Annotated in this window: 24 protein-coding genes; 10 read left to right on the plus strand and 14 right to left on the minus strand. The window is 42.6% G+C overall.

From position 1 onward, the window contains the following. Positions 1-13: 13 nt before the first annotated feature. Positions 14-1,084, minus strand: a complete 1,071-nt coding sequence (locus V7K30_RS08330; protein WP_334998630.1) for a glycosyltransferase family 4 protein — start codon at positions 1,082-1,084, stop codon at positions 14-16. Between the two features lie 462 nt (positions 1,085-1,546). Between V7K30_RS08330 and xth the strand changes: the two genes are divergently transcribed. Beyond that, the gene (gene xth / locus V7K30_RS08335) at positions 1,547-2,329 is read left to right on the plus strand and encodes an exodeoxyribonuclease III (protein WP_334998631.1); all 783 of its coding nucleotides are present in this window, start codon (positions 1,547-1,549) and stop codon (positions 2,327-2,329) included. Positions 2,330-2,797: 468 nt separating this feature from the next. Here the strand turns inward: xth and V7K30_RS08340 are convergent, their stop codons facing one another. The 9 genes from V7K30_RS08340 to V7K30_RS08380 all read right to left on the minus strand — a co-directional run bounded on the left by V7K30_RS08340 (position 2,798) and on the right by V7K30_RS08380 (position 13,302). After that, positions 2,798-3,886, minus strand: a complete 1,089-nt coding sequence (locus tag V7K30_RS08340) for a T3SS effector HopA1 family protein (RefSeq protein WP_334998632.1) — start codon at positions 3,884-3,886, stop codon at positions 2,798-2,800. Between the two features lie 154 nt (positions 3,887-4,040). After that, on the minus strand, positions 4,041-5,282 hold the full coding sequence (locus tag V7K30_RS08345; RefSeq protein WP_334998633.1) for a phosphotransferase family protein: 1,242 nt from the start codon (positions 5,280-5,282) through the stop codon (positions 4,041-4,043). A 1,139-nt stretch (positions 5,283-6,421) separates the two neighbouring features. Then, positions 6,422-8,224, minus strand: a complete 1,803-nt coding sequence (gene ltrA, locus V7K30_RS08350; RefSeq protein ID WP_334998634.1) for a group II intron reverse transcriptase/maturase — start codon at positions 8,222-8,224, stop codon at positions 6,422-6,424. A 623-nt stretch (positions 8,225-8,847) separates the two neighbouring features. Continuing rightward, on the minus strand, positions 8,848-9,900 hold the full coding sequence (gene lpxD / locus V7K30_RS08355; RefSeq protein WP_334998635.1) for a UDP-3-O-(3-hydroxymyristoyl)glucosamine N-acyltransferase: 1,053 nt from the start codon (positions 9,898-9,900) through the stop codon (positions 8,848-8,850). 188 nt (positions 9,901-10,088) lie between these two features. After that, entirely contained in the window at positions 10,089-10,271 is a 183-nt protein-coding gene (locus V7K30_RS08360) for a hypothetical protein (RefSeq protein ID WP_334998636.1), read from the minus strand. A 19-nt stretch (positions 10,272-10,290) separates the two neighbouring features. Then, positions 10,291-11,217, minus strand: a complete 927-nt coding sequence (locus V7K30_RS08365) for a 3-keto-5-aminohexanoate cleavage protein (protein WP_334998637.1) — start codon at positions 11,215-11,217, stop codon at positions 10,291-10,293. 262 nt (positions 11,218-11,479) lie between these two features. Further along, on the minus strand, positions 11,480-12,715 hold the full coding sequence (locus V7K30_RS08370; protein ID WP_334998716.1) for an NAD(P)/FAD-dependent oxidoreductase: 1,236 nt from the start codon (positions 12,713-12,715) through the stop codon (positions 11,480-11,482). Positions 12,716-12,763: 48 nt separating this feature from the next. After that, positions 12,764-12,928 (minus strand): rubredoxin, encoded by a 165-nt coding sequence (rd, locus tag V7K30_RS08375; RefSeq protein WP_334998638.1) that lies wholly within the window; start codon positions 12,926-12,928, stop codon positions 12,764-12,766. Positions 12,929-13,107: 179 nt separating this feature from the next. Further along, entirely contained in the window at positions 13,108-13,302 is a 195-nt protein-coding gene (locus V7K30_RS08380) for a hypothetical protein (protein WP_334998639.1), read from the minus strand. Positions 13,303-13,869: 567 nt separating this feature from the next. On the opposite strand from V7K30_RS08380, the gene V7K30_RS08385 reads away from it, so the two are divergent. Then, complete coding sequence (locus tag V7K30_RS08385) at positions 13,870-14,427, plus strand: SRPBCC family protein (RefSeq protein WP_334998640.1); 558 nt, start codon at positions 13,870-13,872, stop codon at positions 14,425-14,427. Positions 14,428-14,539: 112 nt separating this feature from the next. On the opposite strand, the gene V7K30_RS08390 is transcribed toward V7K30_RS08385, so the two are convergent. The 4 genes from V7K30_RS08390 to V7K30_RS08405 all read right to left on the minus strand — a co-directional run bounded on the left by V7K30_RS08390 (position 14,540) and on the right by V7K30_RS08405 (position 18,727). Next, entirely contained in the window at positions 14,540-14,941 is a 402-nt protein-coding gene (locus V7K30_RS08390) for a glycosyltransferase (RefSeq protein ID WP_334998641.1), read from the minus strand. A gap of 162 nt (positions 14,942-15,103) precedes the next feature. Then, on the minus strand, positions 15,104-17,722 hold the full coding sequence (gene clpB, locus V7K30_RS08395; protein WP_334998642.1) for an ATP-dependent chaperone ClpB: 2,619 nt from the start codon (positions 17,720-17,722) through the stop codon (positions 15,104-15,106). Positions 17,723-17,966: 244 nt separating this feature from the next. Continuing rightward, the gene (locus tag V7K30_RS08400) at positions 17,967-18,368 is read right to left on the minus strand and encodes an HNH endonuclease (RefSeq protein WP_334998643.1); all 402 of its coding nucleotides are present in this window, start codon (positions 18,366-18,368) and stop codon (positions 17,967-17,969) included. Then, positions 18,365-18,727: a hypothetical protein gene (locus tag V7K30_RS08405; protein ID WP_334998644.1), complete on the minus strand. Its 363-nt coding sequence runs from the start codon at positions 18,725-18,727 to the stop codon at positions 18,365-18,367. The genes V7K30_RS08400 and V7K30_RS08405 overlap by 4 nt, the downstream gene beginning before the upstream one ends. Before the next feature lie 246 nt (positions 18,728-18,973). Here V7K30_RS08405 and V7K30_RS08410 point away from each other — a divergent pair, with 246 nt between their 5' ends. The 8 genes from V7K30_RS08410 (at position 18,974) to V7K30_RS08445 (ending at position 24,972) form a co-directional block, all read left to right on the plus strand. Then, positions 18,974-19,315, plus strand: coding sequence for a type II toxin-antitoxin system RelE/ParE family toxin (locus V7K30_RS08410; protein ID WP_334998645.1), 342 nt, complete (start codon positions 18,974-18,976; stop codon positions 19,313-19,315). Between the two features lie 2 nt (positions 19,316-19,317). Beyond that, entirely contained in the window at positions 19,318-19,632 is a 315-nt protein-coding gene (locus V7K30_RS08415) for a helix-turn-helix domain-containing protein (protein ID WP_334998646.1), read from the plus strand. Between the two features lie 129 nt (positions 19,633-19,761). Beyond that, on the plus strand, positions 19,762-20,136 hold the full coding sequence (locus tag V7K30_RS08420) for a hypothetical protein (RefSeq protein ID WP_334825432.1): 375 nt from the start codon (positions 19,762-19,764) through the stop codon (positions 20,134-20,136). 37 nt (positions 20,137-20,173) lie between these two features. After that, the gene (locus tag V7K30_RS08425; RefSeq protein ID WP_334825435.1) at positions 20,174-20,428 is read left to right on the plus strand and encodes a TIGR02450 family Trp-rich protein; all 255 of its coding nucleotides are present in this window, start codon (positions 20,174-20,176) and stop codon (positions 20,426-20,428) included. A 714-nt stretch (positions 20,429-21,142) separates the two neighbouring features. Continuing rightward, positions 21,143-22,009 (plus strand): ferredoxin:protochlorophyllide reductase (ATP-dependent) iron-sulfur ATP-binding protein, encoded by an 867-nt coding sequence (bchL, locus tag V7K30_RS08430; protein ID WP_196528135.1) that lies wholly within the window; start codon positions 21,143-21,145, stop codon positions 22,007-22,009. A gap of 32 nt (positions 22,010-22,041) precedes the next feature. Continuing rightward, positions 22,042-22,827, plus strand: a complete 786-nt coding sequence (locus tag V7K30_RS08435; protein ID WP_334998647.1) for a DUF5331 domain-containing protein — start codon at positions 22,042-22,044, stop codon at positions 22,825-22,827. A gap of 175 nt (positions 22,828-23,002) precedes the next feature. Beyond that, positions 23,003-24,406 (plus strand): ferredoxin:protochlorophyllide reductase (ATP-dependent) subunit N, encoded by a 1,404-nt coding sequence (locus V7K30_RS08440; protein ID WP_334998648.1) that lies wholly within the window; start codon positions 23,003-23,005, stop codon positions 24,404-24,406. Between the two features lie 272 nt (positions 24,407-24,678). Continuing rightward, complete coding sequence (locus V7K30_RS08445; protein WP_334998649.1) at positions 24,679-24,972, plus strand: DUF2442 domain-containing protein; 294 nt, start codon at positions 24,679-24,681, stop codon at positions 24,970-24,972. The last annotated feature ends 41 nt before the right edge of the window (positions 24,973-25,013 follow it).

Here is a 25,013-nt window from a genome sequence, read left to right on the forward strand (position 1 = left end):
AAAAAGCAGTTGATTAAAACTGGATGTTAGCTGCATGAATGCGGCCATTCGATTCTATGCGGTCTTTAATAATTTGTCCGTAAACAGCTTCATATCCGTTAACCATTTGGTTAACACTAAAGTTGTTTTCTACATGTTTTCGACAGGTTTGACGATTCAGTTCCAAAGCTAGTGGAATCATTGCCGTCATTTCTGCATAGCTTTTGCAGATAAAACCTGTTTTACCGTGAGCAATCACTTCAGGTACGGAGCCGAAATTCATGGCAATCACTGGTGTACCAGTTGCCATTGATTCAGTCATTACTAAGCCAAAAGGTTCTTGCCAGTTAATGGGGAAAAGAGTTATGGCAGCATTGCCCAGAAGTTCAGCCTTTTCGGCGTGGTTAATTTCGCCTAGATATTCGATTTGCTGACCATCAATGTGGGGGGCAATCTCTTGTTCAAAAAACTTAGAGTCTGCTAAATCAACCTTTCCTGCCATCTTCAAGCGCCAACCACTCTGTTTAGCAATAGCGATCGCATGTTGTGGTCCTTTCTCTGGTGAAAAACGACCTAAAAATGCCAAATATTGAGGTTCTGACGGTTGGGCTACGAATGGGTAATCTCCTAGCTCAATTCCGTTATAAACCGTGCCAATATAATTGAGATCGATTTGACGCTGCGAGTTACTAATGCTGACGTATGGTTGCTTTTGGTGGTAGTTAAATGCGTGACGGTTGTCGTTTGTAAAATTACCGTGCAGGGTGTGCACTGTAGAAGTTGCTGTTATCAAACTCGCTAAAGGTAATGCCGAAATCCCTACATGAGAATGGATAATATCGAATTGGGCAGCACTTTGGTAAACTTGGCTAAGTTCTAGCATTTCGTACACTGCATACTCTTTGACATTTGGGTCTAAGCGCAATGCCTGCGGATAAACTGCTTCTAAATGAGCCAAAGTCTGAGAATCGCCAGAGGCAAATAAAGTTACCTTATGACCGCGACGAACAAGTTCATCAGTCAAGCGACTCACTACCAGTTCTATTCCTCCATAATTAGGAGGTGGAACCCTTTCCCATAAGGGGGCGACTTGAGCGATTTTCATAAGTTGTTTTGGTTCAGTCTGGAAAATTGTCCTCAATATTATAATGAGTTACATCACTATATTATGAGGAAAGAGGATTTGTACTTACTCTTTTGACATTTAAATTAACCTAACAGGCTACCAAAAGCGCAATAACGGTTAAACCGTACCGCGAATTTTCTCCCGACAAATCTAACGGACTATCGGCAAAAGTCAACCCTGAGCTATATTTCTAACCTATAGCTAGTCTATTACTTATTGCATCTGTCTTGGGGATCATAATGAAGTAGAATATTTTGTATCAGAACTTACAAAATTGAATATTTTGTAGCTGACAATACTAAAATCTTCAATGGGATCAAATCATTAATGCTTCGTTTAAACGAAATTGGGAAATGGCACAGAAATTATAAGTATTAAGTAATTGTACAAAAATTACCTAATTTGTAATTAGTAATTTGCAAAAATTCTGATAATTAACTAATGAAAATCGCTACTTGGAACGTTAACTCAATTCGCACTCGCCTCGAACAGGTTACTGATTGGTTAACTAACAATCCTGTTGATGTTCTTTGTTTGCAAGAAACCAAAGTTGTGGATGCCGAGTTTCCGCGATCGCCTTTTGAGCAGTTAGGCTATAACCTTTATGTATCAGGACAAAAATCTTATAACGGCGTAGCCCTGATTAGCCGCCAGCCACTTCTAGACGTAAGTAGCGGGTTTAGGGCGATTTTGCCAGATTTACACCACGAATGGGATGAGCAAAAGCGGGTGATTACAGGTGTAATTGATGGTGTTCGGATTGTTAACTTATATGTTCCTAATGGTGCAGCGGTAGGAACTGAAAAATATGAATATAAATTGCGCTGGTTGACAGCGCTACGCGAGTATTTGCGATTGTTGGTGCTGTCACAAACTGCAATTTGTGTGTGCGGTGACTTCAACATCGCCCTAGAAGATAAAGATATTCACGAGCAAGTGAGTACAGAAAATCACATTATGGCAACAGCAACAGAGCGCCAAGCCTTACGGGATATTCTGGAACTGGGATTTGCCGATGCTTTTCGCAAATTCACCACAGAAGGCGGAAATTATAGCTGGTGGGATTATCGTACCGCTGCCTTCCGTCGCAACTTAGGTTGGCGGATTGACCATCACTATCTCACACCTACCCTGTATGAGCGTGCTACAAGTTGCATCATTGATGTCGCACCCAGAAAAGTAACCCAACCTAGCGACCATACGCCAGTAATTGTGGAATTTTGAATTGGGGATTGGGGATTGGGGATTGTTATTCTCCTTAGTCCCTAGAACACCGATTCAGTAATAAAACGTGAGATTGGAAAACCAGATTTTTAGGTCATTTAAAGCACAATTTCTTTTTTGCGCCTAAAAGAAACCCGAATTTTTTGTCATGACCCTAAATACTAGACCTCTTGCAAAAATAATTCATGGTACGATAATAGGTTTTAAAAATATGCTTTCTATCTCAATCAGACATACCGATGAGGTAACATAGGCTCTCCGTATAGATTTTGATATGCATTTTTTATGAAACCCTTAATACTAAGTTGTTCCACATTTAAATTGCATATTCTGGGCGCTCATGTTACCCACCCCACAAGACTTATGTTTAATTAGGTTATGCAAATTAGATGTTTTTTAACTTACCATAAAATAATTATTCAAGAGGTCTGCTGAATCAGTCTTCTAGTACCCAATCCCCAATCCCCATTAATTTAACGGCTTATATATATCCTCCGAACTGGGATTAAGATAAGGACGCTGTAAATCTATTAGGTGTCGCGTAAAGTGTTGGTCAATAACCCTCATCCGTTCCTCCATCGCATTCTTACCTTTTTGCCAAGCTTCCAATAAAGCATTAGCGACAATTTGGCAACGGTTCATTCCAAAACTTTCTTGTGCTGCAAATTTTTGGGTTGGTTCTTCGGCTAAACCTAACCCTGGGGCTAAAAATTTTGTAAACAAGGGAATTTCGGGCTGGAAATGGGATTGATTTTCTGGATAAATAGCCTGAAGGATTGTGCGGATTGCTGGATAGTCGTGAAGTTCAAAGTAGAGTAGCCCCGAATCATACCGTCCGTATGCACGGGGATTGTGAAGAACCTGAAAACTAAAGGGAATCGAGGCTGCATTCAATTGCAGTGTCAGGCTTTCCATGAGAGCGATCGCACCAGATGCCGTAAAGTTAAAGTAAATTCGCCCTGCTCCCAAATCAGCATCGGGGTTGCTTTGCTGTTCTTGTCCGACATTACTAACTGCCAAGTAACAGCCATTTTGCAATCGATTTTTGGGCATCCAGATTGCTACCATGTCACCCACTTTGGTAGATTTCTTACTGAATTCTAGATGGCAGTCTGGCTCAACATAAAGTGTTAAACCGCCTTTAGTCACCGCCATAGTCCCATCAGGTTCTTTCCGTAACACCTGCCATCGAGGGTCAAAGTAACCTATGCCGTGATTACTGGCGTGTAATTGCTCGTAAAAGTTCCAATCAATTTCTAAGATGGAATTATCTGCTAAATTCTGCTTTGGCGGGCGATTAGTACTATCAGTATTGACTACTAAAGTACTTTGTAGAGAGCCATTGTAATAGATCCCATAAAGAAAGTTTCGCAGCAATAGAGTGAGATACTTCTGTTGTAAATCTACAGAATTGTGCTGAAATCTGTCGGCTACTTTAGTCGGCAGAGTAAAGGGTTGATAATTGGGATGATAAATACAAAAATTGGACTCAATCTGGATATTCTTAGCAATATCGAATAGAGAAGTTAGCGGTTGATTGATAGAGTAATTTAGCATTAATCCATTTAGAACTCAAACTTTAAAATTAAAAATTATGAAACCCTTCTAGGGCAAAAATCCTCGGAAAATTATGATCGGGGAATATGCAGAACAATTCAAAATGTCTAATTGAAGTTAAAATCTGGCTTTTAAATTGTTCTGCTCCCTGCCATTAACAACCACGAAGCCGAGTTTTTTCGTAATAAATCCGAAGTAGCTGCGGCTCCTTTACAGGCTGAGGAAGTTTATGGATTTTTGCTACAGGATTCAGGATTTCTGACTCTGATATACCGAAAATAGTCAGCACAGCTTGCTGCGGCATCGTGAGTAAATTTTTAGCCACTTGCAGCATACAGATGTCAGCATTATTAAAGGATTTTCGGCAGGTAATCATATCCTGAATTTGATGAATAAGTGCCAGCCCCGCAAACTGGATAACGCGCAAAATAAAATCACTGCGGTATTCCAAAATCAAGGGGAAAGCATTTAGATAAGCCCTAATTAGGGCAATAATTGAAGGTTGTAAACTCTCTAATGGTGTCAACGCTAGATGTAGAGATTCTTCTAATTCAATGGTGGGATCTACTACCAGGCTATTGAGCCAAATTCCTAAATAGCTTGCCAGCAAAGTTCCTAAATCAAAAGCTGGATCTCCCCAAGAACAAGCTTCCCAATCAATTAGTCGTACTAAGCAATTATCTAGTTTCTCCCACCTGGAATGAACCAAAATGTTGTTCAATTTGAGGTCATTGTGAGTTAAGCAGCAAGGATTCCAGTTATATGCCAAATCTGCGATCGCAGATTCCAAACTCTCCGATTGCTGGTAGAGTAGATAGAATTTTAGCGCATCCGTGGGAACATTCCCAAAAATCTCCGGCCCAATTGACTCTACCCCTTGCGCCGGATTGTAAAAGCCATAGCGAAACTCTCCTTGAGGAGCAGTTGCCATAAAATCTCTATATTCTCGGCGGTTATAGGTTGCGCGATGGAGTCCCGCCAAAGTAGTGCCGATCGCAGTGGCAATTTCTTGTGGAAAAATATCATTGTTGTGGTACAATGTCGCAAGCTCCCGATATTCACTTAAGTAGTTGCGGACAAGGATAGAATTTTCTTCGTCAAAATGGACTACCAATGGTGCGATCGCGGAGATATTGCCTAAAACTGGAAACTGCTGGAGCAACTGATGAAATAGCCACTCCTGAAACAATTCATGGGGCGCTGCGTCATTGTTGTTAACGTTACGTTCTTGTTTAATGAGCAGTTTCCGATTATCTGCTAGAGTCACTAGTAAATCGAAATTGTTCTTACTATTTCCTGGCAACTCAGATTTATCTGATGCGTCATCTTCTGAGCTACACAGCCCCGCTTCTTGCAGATACTGGATAACGTTATGAGAAGACAGTGATAATACCATGTATTATTTCCTACTTCATTAAATTACTTAAACTTATCTGTGTCGGTATTTGCTTGTACTTAGCAGTTGCCGGTAGATAGGGAATAACAATAAAGATTTGTACAATCTACTAATATCCCATCTTTCCGATAAAAACCTGCCAAAATGGCACCAAGTCCTTTACAATTGCTTTAAAATCTGCTCTCAGATACCGTGACATCTTTACACTTGATCAGCATAGTTACTTAGATACATCTAGAGCAAGTTTTGTGGTAGAGCCTTTTGATGTAGCTGTATCTTTAGCAAAAAACTGATTGGCGGCAGATGTTGTTTAATGTTCAGTAGTCATCCTGAAAGCAGCGAAGAATTTCAGTAATCCTTCGCAGAATGAAGCATGACATTCAACGCTATTATTTTTATTTATCATCACAAAGCCAAAAAAACCGGAATTTTTAGGCAATTAGTAATTATTTTTTTCTTTAATTTTCAGAATTCATGTCTGGAAACCTTGTTAAGCTGTCGCGTCTTTAATTTTCGAGAGTGTTCTCGTTGCAACAAGGGTTCCAGACCATAAAAAGTGCAAGTTACACGCGCGACAGCTTATCACGTCATTTGTCTTACTTACGTATTGTATATGGCTATAGGCGATCGCAGACAACGGCGACATGAGTGCATCTTATGGAACTGTACTTTTGTCAAGTATGTTAAGGAACTTCTAAATAAAAAACCTCTCCCTGGTTTTACTACGTAAAATCGTCTCTCTCCGAGTCGGAGAGGGAAAGAGTTGAACTTTCGTTCAAGGTTGGGAGCGAGGGGTTCATCGAACTCACGTTAAAGAAAGATAGACTAGGCTAAAACTCTCTTCCCTTCTGCCTCCTGAAAACTATTGGCAGCAGTCTACTATCGGTTCTGAAACAAGTCAGTTTGAGTGCTATCACTCCTGGAATTACATTTACTATCTAAGGCTTTTAGTAATTAGCGATCGGTAATTTTCCCGGTTGGGAATGTATTTGCCACACTGAAATCAAATTCATCCAAACCTCCAAAAGACCCCCACCACATCTGTATTAAACTCAACGGAGTTGTCACCAACCCCGTTGGTCTTCAAAACCGTGCATGAAAGTTTCCTTTCACACGGCTCCTCAATGAGTTGGTGCTTGTCATGCATACCTCATTACCCATTTATCCTCGACTCTTTCGAGTCTTTTGGTGGGTTTAGGCTTGGCACTATTACAGCCAGATTTGTTGCCAGGACTTCCATTATTGGCAGTCTTTGTATCATGGCAATGTCTATGAAGAAGTTGCCAATTATCATAGGAATCCTTTCCACCTTGCGATTTTGGAATTCTATGGTCAACTTCCATCACATCATTTTCACGGAAAAACAAACCGTAGTGGGTACATTTCCCTTTTTGCTTTTTCAGGAGTTTTGAAACCCTACTTGGCATTTCTGGGTTATTACCCATTCTTGAACTCCAGTAAACTAGGTTTCCGTCGTATGGTGACGATTCGCTTTTAACTTTTACATGACGTACTATTGGAGTTTCGCCATGTTTTTCTAACCGAAGAGATATTTTACCTTCCTTCTTGGTTGCGAAAACCCAGTTATCATCGCCAATGGATGACCAATATTTGTTTGATATCCATTTCCCATTTTTTCCAGGGTGACGGCGTTTTGACCAAGCTCTAAGTTTCTGGTACGTCAGGTTATCAATTTCTGAGTAAATTTCTTTACTTACTACCGTCGCATAGTAATTTGCCCATCCCCGGATAATGGGGTTCAAGTGGATAATTAGTGTCTCTTGAGTTGTTGATTGGTGGGCTTTTATAATACTTGCAATTTGGTCGTAATGTACCTTTTGTTTAGTATTGCTTGGTGTGATGATTGTCTTAAAACCCTGTTTCGAGTGATACTTTCCTGTTGGAAATTGTCGTATGGTAAAACCAAGGAAATCGAATCCTGGTTTTTCTTGTTCATACTGTTCTAAGGTATGAGCAAGTCTCGTTTTACTAGGTTTTAATTCTAAACTCATGCCTTTTAACCATTCCGAGATTATCTCTCGGCATCTATGGACAACGGTTATATCTTCATGTAGAATCACGAAGTCGTCGGCATAACGGATTAGGCTAAGGCTACTACATTTTTTTTGCCAGCTTATCTGTCCATTTCCTTTAGATACTTTGATATCCAAGGTTTTGGCAAATTCTTTAATCCGTTCTTCCATCCCGTGGAGGGCGATATTTGCTAATAGCGGAGAAATGACTCCGCCTTGTGGCGTACCCTCAGATGTTGGAAACAACTGTTTTCCGTCAATCACTCCCGCTTTTAACCACGCACGAACTTGTCGGCAGATGGTGGGGAATGTATTTAGTTTTCTGAGCAATGTTTCCTGGTTGATACGGTCGAAGCACTTAGCAATATCGGCATCTAGCACGTATTTTGGCTTTTGTCCGATGGCTGTAAATATTGCCCCTATTGCATCTTGGCATGAGCGTCCGGGTCTGAACCCGTATGAGTTAGGTTCAAATCGCGCTTCCCATTCTGGCTCTAATGCCAGTTTGACAAGTGCTTGCAAGGCTCGGTCTTTCATTGTAGGTATACCCAAAGGTCGCTTCTCTTCCGTTCCAGGCTTGGGAATCCATACTCGTCTGGTTGGGCTGACCTTTGTACCCAGTTTTAAATTTCCAGTAAGTTCTAGACGAAGATTCGGAGTCAGCGATTTAACGCCATCTACACCAGCCGTCTTTTTCCCCTGGTTATCCTGGGTAACTCTACGAACCGCTAAAGCTCTTGCTGACCATGACTTCATCAGCGTCTTTTGGAGTCTGCGATATGCTTTCACATCACCACGGGCAGAGGCTTGATAAATTCTCTTTTGGAGCTTATACACGCTACGCTCTAGCTTGCGCCAGTTAATAAAGTGCCATTCCACCATCAGTTTTTGAGGCTGTGTATTAGACATTTATACTCACTACTTGAGACTTTATCATCCAAATCACCGTAAGTCTGTCTGCATATTCTGGGCATTACCCCAGACATTCGCTTTTGACTTAATCTCCCCTACTCGCTGCATACGGTTAGCACCTACTCAGGTATTCGACCACCTGAGAGCATACGAAAGGTTACTTCGTTCCGAACGTCCATACTATGTATCTTTAGAGCGATGCTATCCACCGGGTTTATTGGAAGTGCTTTATAGGTCAACTGAGTAATTGCCTATTCCTTATCCTTTGCCTTTTGGCTCCAGCCTATCAGCCTTATTTAGCTGGTTCACCGTCACGATGGTTCAGACACATCTTCAAGCCGAAGCTTTGCTCATAGATACTTTGCTTGATGGGTACCAGATTTTAGGCTTCCAGTAGAGCCACCTTTCATCCCCGCTTCAGGTGTTGATGACTAGTCGCAAACCTGGGGGATGTGCTTTCACTGCTGCACTTGCAGGGTAGGTTTTGCACCTACATGGTCATTCAGTTGTCAAGGTAATTACCTTGCGGTTAATCCCCCGTTGCCTTTATAGGCTCTGGTTTCTAACCAACGAATCGCACACTCAGATTGGTGGTGGGAGGAATGGAGATTTAGATGAAGTTAATCATTGCTATTTTTGAATTTACGTTGCAATTGTTTTAGCGATTGATACATATCTGGCAGGCGACCATAAACAGCACATACCTTGAGATATAGTTTGTAAGGAAGGGCTGGAGTTCCGCAGACAATTTCTCCTGGTGCAACATCATTGTGAATTCCAGTTTGAGCAGATGTCATTGATCCATCTCCCATCTTCACTTGATTGACTATTCCTGTTTGTCCAGCTAAAATAACGCGATTTCCCAGTTGAACACCTCCCGCCATGCCAACCTGACCTGCGATCGCACAGCCAGAACCAATTTTGCAACCGTGACCTATTTGCACTAAACTATCAATTACTGTATTACGACCTACCCGTGTTTCTCCAACAGATGGGCGGTCAATGCCACTGTTGCAGCCAACTTCCACGCCATCTTCTAAGACTGTATAGCCGGATTGTTCCATTTTAAACCAACCAGTCCGGGTAGGAACAAAACCAAAGCCTTCTGCACCGATGACAGCACCGCTGTGAATGACGCAATCTGCACCAATGCGGGTGCGTTCATGGATGGTGCAATTGGCGTGTAAGGTGGTGCGATCGCCTATTTTGGCATCTGGATAAATCACTACATTCGGATGAATGATTGCGCCATTGCCAATTTCTACCCCTTGTTGAATCACAGCATGGGGGCCAATATAAACATCGCTACCAACTTTTGCGGTGGAGTGAATCACAGCGGTGGGATGAATTTCTGGGACGGGGCGATATGGTTGGTAAAAAAGTGCGATAGCTTTGGCAAACAACAGTCGCGGATCTGAGGTCGCTATCCAGACAATATCTCTCTCTTGGGCAAGTACCTGTAATTTTTCGTCCTGGGGCAAAATTAAAGCACTAGCATTGGTCTTGCCAACAAAAGACCCAAATTTTGCCCCTTCTACGTAGCTAATAGTACCGTTGGTAGCTTCATCAATGGCTGCTACCCCTGTAATTTCTGGGTCATGGTCTGGGTTACTAGTCAGGCTATGATTGGTGGCCGCTTCACCCAATTGGCGGAGGATTTCGCTGAATTTCATTGTTAGGTGTGTTCAAAATTGATCTACAATGGCAAAATAATTTTCCCTCTTTATGAGCCAATCCAGTAATTTTGTAGACGCGTAGCGGTGAACTGGCGCCTTGGTGAGATGATCGAACCGTTCCTAACTTCGCTTAAGGTTGGAGTACTTTACCATACTCAGTGCTGAGTGCTGAGTAAGAAGAGTACTCAGTAATTTTGCCCTATGGTAAAAGCCCCGCCCCTTGTGGAGCCACTTGCTCCTCTTGGCTTGTAGCCAAGAGGAGCAAGTGGCGTGGGGGAATCTTTGTATTCCTGAGTTGGTTGATACCCCGCCCCTTGTGGGCGGTCTTTTAACTCAGCACTGGGAACTCGGAACTCAGCACTCTTCATTGAGCGAATTTGCACCTTTTTATACTGTAACTTCCACTTTTGAAATACTAAGTTCAGAACGTGCTTTGATCTTCAAAATTTCTCGCGCCTGTGCTGGCGTTGCTACTTCCCGACCTAGTATCCGCGCCATCTTCACAACCATTTCGACTAACTCACCGTTGTGCGGCTTACCAAAGCGAGTATAAGGGTAATCACCAAGTCCAATGCCAACATGTCCTCCTAGTGTAATTGCCCAGGATGCCAAAGGCATGACATCTCCATTCCAACACATCACTAGCCAAGGTTCACCAGAGGGTATAGAATCTAATGCCGCCTGCAAGTTAGGGAGTGTTGGTAAAATGCCAGTCGGCATAATTTCCCCGGTGAAGACAAACTCCCAAAATGTATTCCGTGACAGGAGTCCCATTTCTTGAAAACACCGTGCCGTGCGAATTTGCCCTATATCCCAGCAAGCGCAACTCACAAAAATACTGTGTTGGTTTAGTATCTTTAGTTGCTCCTGAAGATGAGCGCGGGAATTACTATAAACTTGGTCGTATGTCTCAAATTGCTTTGCTTTCGGGTTCCAAAAGTCTACGTTAAAAGAGCCAAATTCTAGAGGAACCATGTCCACTCCCAGTGCTGGCTCGGCTTTTGCTGCCAAAACGTGTCCGACACGTTCCTCTATACTTCCTTGTGTTGCTACGTAGCCAAGGGTAGGATCGACAATCAAATCCGTTTTTTCTCGAATTCCCTGAATCACCTCAAGATAGAGTTCGACATCGTTAACCCACTTACCACTGTTTGGTTCACGCGCGTGCCAGTGAAAAATAGAGGCTCCCGCTTCCCAAGCACGCACCGCTTCCCTAATAATCTCTTGTGGGGTGTATGGAAAATTGGGATTATCCTTGCGATAGTCCATATCATTACAGCGACATTCGATGATGAGCGGTAATTCAGCGTTCATGTTCTGCCTCCTGAAATAAGCTTTATTTATACGCTTTCGGTACTACCTTTCAGGGAATTTCCATAACTCTCGCTGATAGAACCGATAACCAGTCAGTCATGTTTTATTATCAGTGCGATCGCTTCTATACCTATCATGCTTTTGCAAATATTTATTATTGTGTGTGTACACGTAGCTTAAAAAGGCTTGCTCTAATTCCTCCTTTTTAAGGAGGGTTAGGGAGGATCAAGCCTTAACACAAGCGTATTGCCCTATAGCGGGACTAGTCGCTAGTCGCCATTCCTATCCCTGCTAAATACCCAGTTGTCCAAGCACTTTGAAAGTTAAACCCACCGGTGACGCCATCAATATCTAAGATTTCTCCGGCAAAATAAAGACCAGGAACTAACCTACTTTCCATCGTTTTGAAGTTGACTTCTTTAAGCTTGACGCCGCCACAGGTAACAAATTCTTCTTTGAAGGCTCCTTTACCGTTGATTAAGTATTGTCCCTGAGTGAGTTCTTGCACCAGTTGATTTAATGTTTTGCTAGATATTTCTGCCCAACGGTCTTCTGTGGTAATGCCTGCACGGGCAATGATATATTGCCAGAGACGATGGGGTAGGTCAACGCCGCGATGTAATGCGATCGCTTTCTTTCCCCATTCATCCTTAACTGCTAAAACTTTTTCTCGCACTTGTTCTTGTTGCAAAAGGGGCAGCCAATTAATCAATAACGTGGCTTGATAGTGGCTTTCGTGCAGAACTCTCGCACCCCAAGCAGAAAGCTTCAGAACTGCGGGGCCACTCAAACCCCAGTGGGTAATTAGCAATGGCCCAGTTTGTTGTAATTGCGATTTTCCGCCCGCAGATAACCGCAATTGAGCAGGGTTAACGCTAACTCCAGCTAATTCCCTCAGCTTTTGATCGAGAATGTTGAGGGTAAATAACGAGGGTACTGGCGGTTCAATTTGATGACCTAACTCTCGAACAATTTTATAACCCACAAGGCTACTACCGGTCGCAAGAAGTAGGCGATCGCATTTAATCGGATCTCCCGACTTCAGAAAAATATCAAACCCCCCATCTGCTGAGGTTCTCACTGAAGTTACGTGTGTACTGATACGGAGTTTGACCCCAGATGTCGCCACCGCTTTAATTAGACATTCCACAATGGTTTCTGAAGTATTGGTGACAGGAAACATCCGGCCATCAGCTTCAGTTTTTAGATAGACTCCACCAGCAGCAAACCAAGCTACTGTATCTTGAGGGCCAAAACGAGTCAAAGCACCCCGCAAGGCTTTTGCACCTCTGGGGTAATTTTGGACTAACTCTTCAGGATCAAAGCAAGCGTGAGTAACGTTGCAGCGTCCGCCACCAGAAATTAGCACTTTCGCTAGGGGTTGGCGACTGGCTTCGAGTAAAGTAACTTGGGCATCAGGATTGGCTTTAGCACAAGTGATCGCGCCAAAAAATCCTGCTGCCCCACCCCCAATAACTACAATTTGTAACGGTAACAATTTCAAAAATGTCTCTATAGCACCTACTTTCTAGGCTAGCCCTTATCTTCACTCTTCAACTAGTTCAAATTGGTCTTTTGTAGCACCGCAAACTGGACATACCCAATCATCTGGTATATTTTCAAAGACTGTTCCCGGTGCTATGTCGCTATCTGGATCGCCTACTTCTGGATCATATTCATAAGCGCAAACAGTACATATATACTTTGCCATCTTCGTTTCCCCTACTAAATTCTTGGCATTGCTTCACTATTAAATACTTTTGGCAGTGAGTCAAAATAGGCACGCTACAATTCTTAAACGAGACTACGGCATGAAAATCATCAAATAAAGGCGTGTACCTTTAGGGGAAATTTCCGAGATAATCTCAGCTATCCTCAAAATAAATCAGATTAAAAACGCCACCATCTCCTTTGGGCGTAACTGATAATCCCGATTGCGATCGCCCCTAGTAGCAATAGCCAAATAATTCCACCTGGAATAAAAGTGAGAATACCAAAGCCTCTCAGTACCCAGACGGCTACGCTAATGCCGAGAAGGATACCAAAAATCTGGATTAATCTACGATTTAAAGAAGATTGATTCACCTACTTTTCCTCTCAACTCAACAGACATTACACTTGATATTGACAATAAGATATAGTAATCCGATTTGATTTTTTCAAAAATCTAAGTATATGTAGGGTGGGTTACGAACTCCGTCCTAACGCACCAAAGCCTTCGGACGGTGCCGGACTCTCGTCTAACACACCCTACGTGTATTTCAAAAATCAAATATGAGTCCTATATGAAGTTACAACGAAGTTGCAGTTTCATCAGAAATAATACCTAAAAATCGATAGATGCTATTCAGACGTTGGAGTAAGGTGCTTGATATTAGGTCATGTTTGTGCCATTCTAGCTGTTAACAACTCAGTTTTTCATCTACAAATATTGCTCTGATAAAACTTATTTAAGTATTAATTGTGTTAATTGTGAGAAAAAATACAGTTTTTACAATAAAGTGTCTGAAATAATTACCAAAAAATCACCGTTTCCAGAAAAGATAGGCATTACACTGGAAATAAAAATTAGTGGGTTGGATCTAAATCAAGTTTTATGGCTTGTAATTCAACTCCGTTAGGTGGATGAGTTGAGGAGTAACTAAAATCATTATGTCTGCGTCTTATATATCAGACTCAATTATTGCAGGTTCAGATATGGCTTGGAGTCAAGACAAGCAAAGGTTGCTGGTAGAGGGTGAAATTTTAGTAGAAACGCGATCGCACAAGGCGTGGGGTGGCGCTGTGACAGCCTGGATGTATTTGCCGATGGTGCGATCGCAAGTCTGGCAGCAATTAACTGATTATCCCCGGTGGGTGCAATTTTTTCCTGATATTACTAAAAGCGAAGTGATATACAGAGGTGAAGTTAAGCATCTGTATCAAGCAGCACAAAAAGCCTTTTTCTTTTTCACCGCTCAAGTTGAAATTTACCTCAACGTCATGGAAGTGCTGGGGCAGCAAATCCAATTTCGCATGGTAAAAGGGACTTTTGAGGACTTTAACGCCAATTTAGAACTCAAAGATTGCGGTAATGGCACAATACTTGCTTATACTGTGCAAGCTACACCCCTTATTCCAATTCCATCAATTTTCATTCAACAAGCAATGAACTTAGAGTTGCCTGCAAATATGCGTAAAATGCGACAAGTGCTTTGTAAGAGTCAGTAAAAAATTCAGCCACTACCTGAATTTTGGCTAAGTCCGAGCAGGCGGACTTAGTTGATATAGCCGCGACTTCTAGTCGCTAAAACTTAAGTTGACACCAATGTATGCTGTGCCTCTACGATTTATTATTTAGTTGAATTAACTTCTCTCGATGATCCCACATATTACAATTGCCAACAATCAAGCTAGGTTCTGGTAGAGTTTTAAAGAGTTCCCAGATGCGGCTAATAACGTTTGGTTCATAGAAATCATCAACGTTTAAAATGCCTATAATCAGTCCTTGTGCCATAGTAATTCCTTTATTCATCGCATCTGATTGTCCCTGATCTTTTTCAGAAATCCGGCGGATGTGGGAATATTGATTGGCATAATGTTCAAGGATATCTATTGTTTTATCGGTTGAGCCGCCATCGATAATGATATGCTCAACTTCCGCAAAATTTTGGTTAATGACAACTTGAAGGCAGGATTCTATAAATTTCTCACCGTTATAAACTGGTGTAATTATGCTAATCATTAGTTATCACCTCGTAAAATTGACTGAGGACTGGGAAAGAGTTTTTCTAATTCCCAATTCGTTTTATGAATATAATTAAGGATTCTCATTTTCCTCCTAGATAATTCAAAAACCCGATCTCTTTCAGAAAGCGGGTTTTTGTGTGTGATTTGTGAGGTGTAATTATCCAGTAAATACTTCGACTGGTAAACGGCTAAACGACAACCTTTCATTTTGCACATCTACAAAGATGGTGTTGCCGTCGTTGAATTCGCCGCGCAAGATGGATTTAGCAATTTGGGTTTCTAACTCCCGCTGAATCGCCCGCTTCAGTGGACGCGCCCCATATACTGGGTCATACCCTACTTCTGCTAAAAAGTCAAGTGCAATATCCGAGAGTTTCAGGGATATTTTGCGATCGCCCAATCTTTGCCGCAATCTTTCCACTTGCAATAGCACAATTTGCCGCAATTCCTTCTTATCTAAACCGTGGAAGATGATAATTTCGTCAATTCGGTTTAGGAATTCTGGACGGAAGCTATTTCGCATCGCCTCCATTACTCGACGGCGCATTTCGTCGTAGTGGGCGTTATCCCCAGCGACATCAAGAATGTACTGCGAACCGATGTTGCTGGTCATGATGATAATAGCGTTCTTAAAGTCCACCTTATGACCTTGGGCATCAGTAACGCGACCATCATCGAGGATTTGCAAGAATATGTTAAATACATCCGGGTGTGCTTTCTCGATTTCATCGAAGAGAATCACTGAGTAAGGACGGCGGCGAATCGCTTCTGTAAGTTGTCCGCCTTCTTCGTAACCCACGTATCCTGGAGGCGCACCGATTAACCGAGAGACGGCGTGTTTCTCCATATACTCAGACATATCGATTCGCACCAGCGCATCTTCGCTATCGAACATATACGCCGCCAGCGCTTTCGCCAACTCAGTTTTACCCACACCCGTAGGCCCAAGGAAAACAAAGCTAGCGATAGGACGATTAGGATCAGCTAGTCCAGCGCGCGATCGCTGAATTGCATCTGCTACCGCTGTGACTGCTTCTTCTTGTCCAATTACCCGACGGTGTAGTTCATCTTCTAAATGCAGCAGTTTTTCTTTCTCTGATTCCACCAACTTGCTGATGGGAATTCCTGTCCATTTAGAAATAATTTCAGCAATATCAGCTTCTGTGACTTCTTCCCGCAAGAGTGATTTACCACTTCTTTGGGCGTTTGCCAATTCAGCTTCTACTGCTTCCAATTGGCGATGCAAACTGGTTAAATTGCCGTATTTCAACTCCGCAGCGCGGTTAAGATCGTAGTCGCGTTCTGCTTGCTGAATCTCTAAGTTGACCCGTTCAATCTCTTTTTTAACGGACTGAATTTTGTCAATGATATCTTTTTCTGATTGCCATTGAGTATTCAGGGTTCTTTGTTCTTCTTTGAGATCAGCAATTTCTTTTTCTAGTCTTTCTAGACGTTCACGAGAAGCTGCATCGCTTTCTTTTTGCAGCGATAGCTTCTCCATTTCCAATTGCAGAATCTTGCGATCAATTTCGTCGAGTTCTTCTGGTTTGGAGGTAATCTCCATTTTTAATCTAGCGGCGGCTTCATCTACCAAGTCAATGGCTTTATCTGGTAAGAAGCGATCGCTAATATATCGACTCGACAATACGGCTGCTGCAACTAAAGCACTATCAGAAATCTTTACCCCGTGGTGGTTTTCATAACGTTCTCTCAACCCCCGCAAAATCGAAATACTATCTTCTACACTGGGCTGATCCACATAAACTTGCTGGAAGCGTCTTTCTAGTGCGGCATCTTTTTCGATATGTTTGCGGTATTCATCTAGGGTTGTCGCCCCAATACAGCGCAATTCGCCCCGCGCCAACATTGGTTTTAATAAGTTACTAGCATCCATCGCGCCTTGAGTTGCACCAGCGCCGACAACGGTATGAATTTCATCAATAAATAAAATAATCTTGCCGGTAGATTCAGTAACTTCTTTTAATACTGCTTTCAAACGTTCTTCAAATTCACCCCGGAATTTTGCCCCTGCAATCAAAGCACCCATATCTAAAGAAATCAGCTTGCAGTCTTTGAGGGACTGGGGTACATCACCTGCAATAATGCGCTGTGCTAATCCTTCGGCGATCGCAGTTTTACCAACACCCGGTTCACCAATTAGCACAGGGTTATTCTTAGTGCGGCGAGAGAGAATTTGCACAGTCCGACGAATCTCATCATCCCGCCCAATCACTGGATCGAGTTGACCTTTACGCGCGGCTTCTGTAAGGTCACGCCCGTATTTTTCCAGTGCTTCGTATTTGCCTTCTGGATTTTGGTCGGTCACTTTTTGGTTCCCCCGAACTTGTTTAATAATATCTTTTAGTTTGCTTTCGTCTAAACCGAATTCTTGGAATAAACCTTTGCCAAAGCGGTCATCTTTAGCGTAAGCCAGCAATAAGTGTTCAATTGAAATATATTCATCTTGAAACTCTTTGCGATACGCATCTGCCCGATCTAGAAGTGTATCCAAGCTGCGTCCCAAGTACACAGAACTGCTAGTACCGGATACTTTCGGCTGACGTTGAAAAAATTGTTCAGTGCGATCGCGCAGTTTTTGAAGGTTAACACCTGCCTTTGTGAGAATCCCAGTTGCTAGACCATCTTGTTCTAGCAGCGCTTTCATCAGATGTTCACTTTCAATTTGCTGTTGTTGATATTGTTTAACAATATCTGGGGTATGGGCGATCGCTTCCCAGGCTTTTTCTGTAAATTGGTTAGGATTAGTAGGTTGCATAGGCTTTTTCAGGAACGTAGAGGCGCAGTAGTGAGACAGCGCTGGGGGAGGGTTTCCCTCCGCAGGCGACTGCGAACCCGGAGGGCTTGTCGCAGGCTACCACCAGAACACCAAGTAAAGAAAATTTCTGCTCTCAATAGATATTGTAAGAACAGGATAGCGATCGCCTAGATCGGTGTTCACGTCTTGTAAAAGTGGTATTTTCCCCTAGTTCCGATTTTCCATTTATTGTTGTGCTGTACGACTACGGAAACAAACTCAAGCGAATCCATAATTGTCGGGCTGCCATTTGAGAAGCACTGTTCATCTCCAAATATTCGATAGTGACTTTTCCAAGGGAAGTAATGCCTATAATCTTGCCAGATTGAGTATCAACCTGAAAATGCTCACTCCACTTATCCTGTCTGGGATGAAAAAAACTAACTTCAGTGTTGGAACCAGGCACAATGCCACTAATACGAGTTCCTTTACGGAGATTACAGGAGCGACACGCAAGAGCTAAATTTGCTTGGTCATTTTCACCTTGCTGAGAGAGCGGGATGATATGCTCAACCTCAAATGGAAAATTAAAGATTAGTTCAGGGGCTTGGCAGTAGTCACAATGATGGTTGGCTCGTTGTGTGCTCGCAGCGTAATACCGATTCACAAACTCTCTTGCTGTATCAATGCAGCTGTTCGGGCTGCTGCTGCTCTTAATTCAGCCTCAACCAAAGTATCTAACTCTGCTTGTTGCGCTGGTGGTAATGCTTGCCCCTGATCTCGTGCCAACCGCCATAAACTCATCAATTCCGATAACCGTTTTTGTTGTTTAGCGCTAAAAAACGGGTCAGGGCTAAAATTTTGAATGACAAGCAGTGCGCTGAACTCCGTTTCACCCAACTGAGTAGTTAACGCATCTAGGGCTTGCCCCGCAGTTTTGCCAACAGAGTGCTTATCCCCTGCAATGGCGCGATAAGTTTTTTCACCATCAGCATCAAAGATTGGCAATATTGCTACTGTTGTCATGCTTGGAGTTTGGAATCCTTTGCCTCAAATTATAGCTCTACGCGACCCAACGTTTGAATTCACCGCATGGCGATAATTGATACTGCCCAGAAGAAAATCACCTGATTGAATTGCGATCGCTTCATAACGAATTAAATGACAAAAATGATTTTGTCTTAACCTCTCACGGATGCTCTACGGTCGGTGCAGCTACTTGTTAGGCTGCTGGCGACAACTATAGTATATCAGATATGATATAAAAATGGGATGTATAACGATGATAAACCTTTGGTTTGGCTACGCGGCGAGGTTAAAACTCCACCTTTTAGTCAGGAAGCTCGTGTTGAGGCAGGTTTTCTGTTGAGGTGTTTGCAGCAAGGTGAGAACCTAGAATTGCCTCACTCACGACCAATGCCAAGTATTGGAGCGCATTGCTACGAGTTACGCATTCGAGACGTGGACAAAAATTGGAGAATCATTTATCGAATTGACGACGATGCCATTTTGATTGTCGAGGTGTTCAATAAAACTACGCGAACAACACCTGAGCAAGTGATTGAGAATTGTCAAAAGCGATTGAGTAAATACGATATAGATAGACAGGATTAGTCATGGATCAACTTAAAAAGGAACGTCTAGAAGCAAGGGGTTGGAAGGTTGGCACAGTTTCAGAATTTTTGGAACTAACGCCAGAAGAAAATGCTCTGATTGGAATCAAATTAGCACTCAGCCGGAGTTTAAAAGCACGACGACAAAAAGTCATGACACAAGTTGAATTAGCCGAGAGAATTCACTCAAGTCAACCGCGTGTTGCTAAGGCAGAGAATGGTGATGCTTCAGTTTCAATTGAACTGTTGATACGTGCGATGCTGGCAACAGGTGCAAGCCTTCAAGAAATTGGAAAGGTTATTGCTGAAGCTGGCTGAACCTCAGTATAAATCTAAATGCATACACCAAGCATCACCTATTAAAATTCTTCAACCTTTCCTCCACCATTTTCCTCCTGCCCCCACACAGAGTTACCATAATCCCAGGTCGCTTAGTGGATGCTGAAAATGATTGACCCCTACGACTTTGAAGATGATGACTTTGACTTTGAGGATGAGGATTTCTTGAAAATAAAACCCATTAGTCAAATGACTGAAGGGGAAAAGCTACATCGGTTTAAGCGGTTCTTCGACAGCAGCAGCCGTGCTATGTTGCAAGACTGTCTATTTCGCATCGTCAATTACGAAGATGGTACGGGCACGTTAGAAATTCTTTGCCCTAATGAAGTTGTAAGACAACGACTTTCCAAGAAGAAGCGCAAAATTACCAACAACATCAACACCTGCTGGAGCCATATCAGATGGTTTTCGCTATGTGTCCAGCAAGATAGTGAGTTGCATTGTCAGAAGTTTACCCGTAATGGTGATTTGCTTCGATCTTAGCTGGGGACTGGGGAAGCAGAGGAGAGACAATTGAGTAATGACAAAAAAACAAAAATTTCCTTACCTAGTTGGTTCTAAGTGGACGGCACAGCAAAAAGTTGATGGCTGGCGGCACTTCCAAGTTGTCAACCGTAAAAATCAGGCTAAGTGGGTTTACGCCGAAATGGTTGCGGCTTGTGATCCGAAAGTCCGTTTCTGGATAAACGCCAAATTATTACAAGATAACTCCCAGTGGCAAGCTGGCTGGCAAACATTACAAGAAATCCAGGAAATTGAAACTGAGGTGTCCTAATTGCCTCGTGCCTCGTTCCTCGTTCCCAGTCTCCGACTGGGAATGCCTATGTGAGGGCTGCCGCCTCAAGAGTGGCGGCAGAGCCGCAATGAAAAAGCATTTCCAGCCAGAGGCTGAAAACGAGGTTTTTAATTGGCACAGCCGAAAGATTTTAATCAGCTTAGATAATATCTAGAAATTTAATAATATTTTACAAAATCAGAGTAACTTACTCTCAAGCAGCAATTAAAGGGTCTTAGCTACCGACTGAAAACTGGCAATTTATCTGCGATACCTTCGGTGAGCTACGCTAACGCAAATTCCAGTAGTATTTCTAGCATCCGGCTGCATATACCTCTCTTTACCCTTGACCCTGCGCCCCAATACGCTGAAAACACTTTGTACGAACGTCAGTTAATTCTATAAAAACCATTCCAAGAAGGCTATCTTAGCTTTTTTTATTTTGTAACTCTTTTTATAAAAATAACTAATAAAAAGTTTTTATTGAGTTTTTTTAGAGCTATTAAAGTCTTTAAGATTGATAAAACCCCAAATACACCTGATTAATCTTTAATTCATCATCTTAGACCGTTTTACAGATTAAGAGCCACTTTCTTTTCTATGTAATTTGCCCAATAATGACATCAACAGACCTCACGCATCGCCATCTCAGTACAGGTGAAGGCAAATGTTTGAGCCACAAGTTTGACAAGAAGCTATAAGAGGGAAACAACAGTGAAACTAGCAGTCTACGGAAAAGGTGGTATCGGTAAATCCACGACTAGCTGTAATATATCCGTCGCCCTAGCTAAACGTGGAAAGAAAGTGCTGCAAATTGGCTGCGACCCCAAACATGACAGCACCTTCACCCTGACTGGGTTTTTGATTCCCACAATTATCGACACTCTGCAAGAAAAGGACTATCACTACGAAGATGTCTGGCCGGAAGATGTGATTTATAAAGGCTACGGCGGTGTTGATTGCGTAGAAGCTGGTGGCCCACCTGCGGGTGCTGGATGCGGTGGCTACGTAGTCGGTGAAACCGTAAAATTACTTAAAGAACTCAACGCCTTTGATGAATACGACATAATTCTTTTTGATGTTCTGGGTGACGTAGTTTGCGGTGGTTTTGCAGCACCACTCAACTATGCAGATTACTGCCTGATTGTTACAGACAACGGCTTTGATGCTTTGTTTGCTGCCAATCGCATCGCTGCTTCAGTCCGCGAAAAAGCCCGAACTCACCCACTGCGTTTAGCTGGGTTGATTGGCAATCGCACCTCCAAGCGCGACTTGATTGAAAAATATATAGAAGCAGTGCCCATGCCAGTTCTAGAAGTTTTACCTTTAATTGAAGATATCCGTGTTTCCCGTGTGAAAGGTAAGACTTTGTTTGAAATGGCAGAGCAAGATCCTTCCCTGGACTACGTTTGCGACTACTATCTCAACATCGCCGACCAAATTCTGGCGCGTCCCGAAGGTGTTGTACCGAATGACACACCAGATCGTGAGTTGTTCTCTTTGTTGTCCGATTTTTATCTAAATCCGGGTAAACCCCAGGTTCCTAATTCAGAAGAGGAACTAGACTTGATGATTGTATAAATCACCAAGTTCTCAGGATGGGGGACAATAATATGGCTTTCTTTCACAGCTTTACGGATTCATTAAAGCAAAAGTGGTTGCAATTTTTCCAGAACAATCGGGACTGGATTACCCTGCACATGCAAGTGGAATCAGTGTACACCCCTGATGGCGGGAAGCGACCACCTTCTTACCTCATCCTGGGAGTAGTTAATGCCCTAGAGCCAAAGCTAGCGCAGTTAATGTTGCCCTTTGCCAAGCTTAATCCTGACGCCGATACGCTGATTGAGGTGCTGGATTTGCATTTTGACCCAGATTTCGCTCTCGGTAATCGCTTTCTCGTCAACCCAGAACCAGAGAATTACGGAGAAGAAGCAGCAGTTATCATCGATGAAAAGCCTGAAGATGAAACTTTGACGCATTCTCATACAAATGGCTTTGGGTCGGTGGCGGTAGTTCCAGAGTTCGCAATCCTGGATTCCGATGATCAAAGCCTGGGGATCAGCGAGTTGGAGGAAACCGAAAATGGCTTTGGCGATATTTCCTTATCCAACGGACAGGATTCAAAAGATGAGTCTTTCCAAATCTCTAGTCTAGAAGCAGATGAGTTTGGGGAAATTGCCTTCGATACAACAGCTGCAATGGAAGTAAAGCTGGATGAAGAGGCGCTTGAGGATAGTCCGCTAGATGAAAATGCGTTTAAGGACGTGTTATCAGATGTCTGGGGTGATGAAACAGCTTTGCAAAAGGCTGAAGAAAATAACGATTTTTTAGGGGAAGAACTGCCAGCAGGCGTTTTTGATGAATCAGAAATTGCCCGTCTCTTCCCCAACGCTTAATTATTGCCGTTCCTCACAATTTTAAGTTTTAGATTTGGGGTTTTGGATTAGGAATTAGGGAAATTGTCGTCAGACATAGGATACTTTTGTTGTCCCAGTCTCAATCCAAAATCGTCAGTCTAAAATCTAAAATTGGTTGACCTGCCATTAAATATCAAGGGGAGAAAAAACCAAAATGACTGTCGCTCAACAACCAGAAGCTTTAAGCTTTGAATGTGAAACTGGGAATTACCATACCTTTTGCCCAATTAGCTGCGTGGCGTGGTTATACCAAAAAATTGAAGATAGCTTCTTTTTGGTGATTGGGACAAAAACTTGTGGCTACTTCCTGCAAAATGCGATGGGGGTGATGATTTTTGCTGAACCCCGCTATGCAATGGCAGAGTTGGAAGAGGGCGATATTTCGGCACAACTGAATGATTATGAAGAGTTAAAGCGGTTGTGCTTGCAAATTAAACGCGATCGCAATCCTAGTGTAATTGTCTGGATTGGCACTTGCACCACCGAAATTATCAAAACAGATTTAGAAGGCTTGGCACCGAAGCTGGAATCTGAAATTGGGATTCCCATCGTTGTAGCGCGGGCAAATGGTCTAGATTACGCCTTCACCCAAGGGGAAGACACTGTGTTAGCTGCTATGGCTAATCGTTGCCCTGATAAGGCTCCTGTGGCGGAAACAGAGAAAATTGAACGGAATGCGATCGCTAAATTGCTCAACTTCGGTAAGAAGAAAGAAGATGTCGCCCAAGATGAATCTGAGTACGTGGATCACCCACCACTGGTTCTCTTTGGCTCCCTTCCCGACCCCGTGGTTACTCAGTTAACCTTGGAACTAAAGAAACAAGGTATCAAAGTCTCCGGCTGGCTTCCCGCGAAGCGCTTCACTGAACTGCCAGTACTGGAAGAAGGGTATTATGTCGCTGGTGTCAACCCCTTCCTCAGCCGCACTGCTACCACCTTAATGCGCCGCCGCAAGTGTAAACTAATTGGCGCACCCTTCCCCATCGGCCCCGATGGTACCCGCGCTTGGATTGAGAAAATCTGCTCGGTGTTCGGTATTACTCCCAAGGGTTTGGATGAACGGGAAGCACAAATTTGGGCAGGTTTGGAAGATTATGTGAAACTGATTCGCGGTAAGTCTGTATTCTTCATGGGTGATAACTTGCTGGAAGTTTCCCAAGCACGATTTTTAATCCGTTGTGGGATGACTGTTCACGAAATCGGCATTCCCTACATGGATAAGCGCTATCAAGCTGCTGAGTTGGCACTGTTGGAGAAAACTTGCCAGGAAATGAATTCACCCCTGCCAAGGATTGTGGAGAAGCCGGATAATTACAATCAACTTCAGCGAATTTATGAGTTGAAACCAGATTTGGTAATTACTGGTATGGCTCACGCTAACCCGTTGGAAGCACGCGGTATTAATACAAAGTGGTCTGTGGAGTTCACTTTTGCTCAAATTCACGGCTTTACGAATGCGCGTGACCTGTTAGAGTTGGTGACTCGTCCGTTGCGTCGGAATAATAATTTGAAAGATTTGGGTTGGGATAAGTTGGTGAGGGAAGAAGCGAAGATTTAGATTTGGGTTTTTATTGAGCAACAGAATATGATAAAGGCGAAACCAAAAAGTTCGCCTTTTTTGTCTCACAGAGGCGCAAAATAAGAGCTACTAAAAATAGTTACAATCAGGTAGGTATGGCTGAATAGACAATTTTAGAAGGTAAACTCACTTCTAAAGTTCTTGGTTTAATAATTGAATGGGCAGCTATGCATAAATCAGAACTTAGAGAAAACTCGCAACTGGCAAGACAAAATAATCCCTTAGAAACAATTCAACCATTAGAGTGAATTATGCTTAAAGATATTATAGAAGTTATTCCTCACGATAACTATCAACTGTATTTGAAGTTTGAAGACGCAAAAGAAGGTATTGTTGATGTTAACCAGTTAATCGAATTTACAGGAGTTTTTGCACCTTTAAAAGATTTCAACTATTTTAAAACTGTTAAAATTAATAGTGAATGGGGAACAATTCACTGGGATAATGGCGCAGATTTAGACCCAGATGTTCTTTATTCTGTGGTTACTAACCAATCTATTCCCACATATAGAAATCTAGAGGAATATGAAAAAAATTGGAATTAAAACAGAAGCAATTCCAGAAGTCGGTGATTTATTAAAGCATA

This window comes from Nostoc sp., assembly GCF_036917655.1.
Taxonomy (GTDB): Bacteria; Cyanobacteriota; Cyanobacteriia; order Cyanobacteriales; family Nostocaceae; genus Nostoc.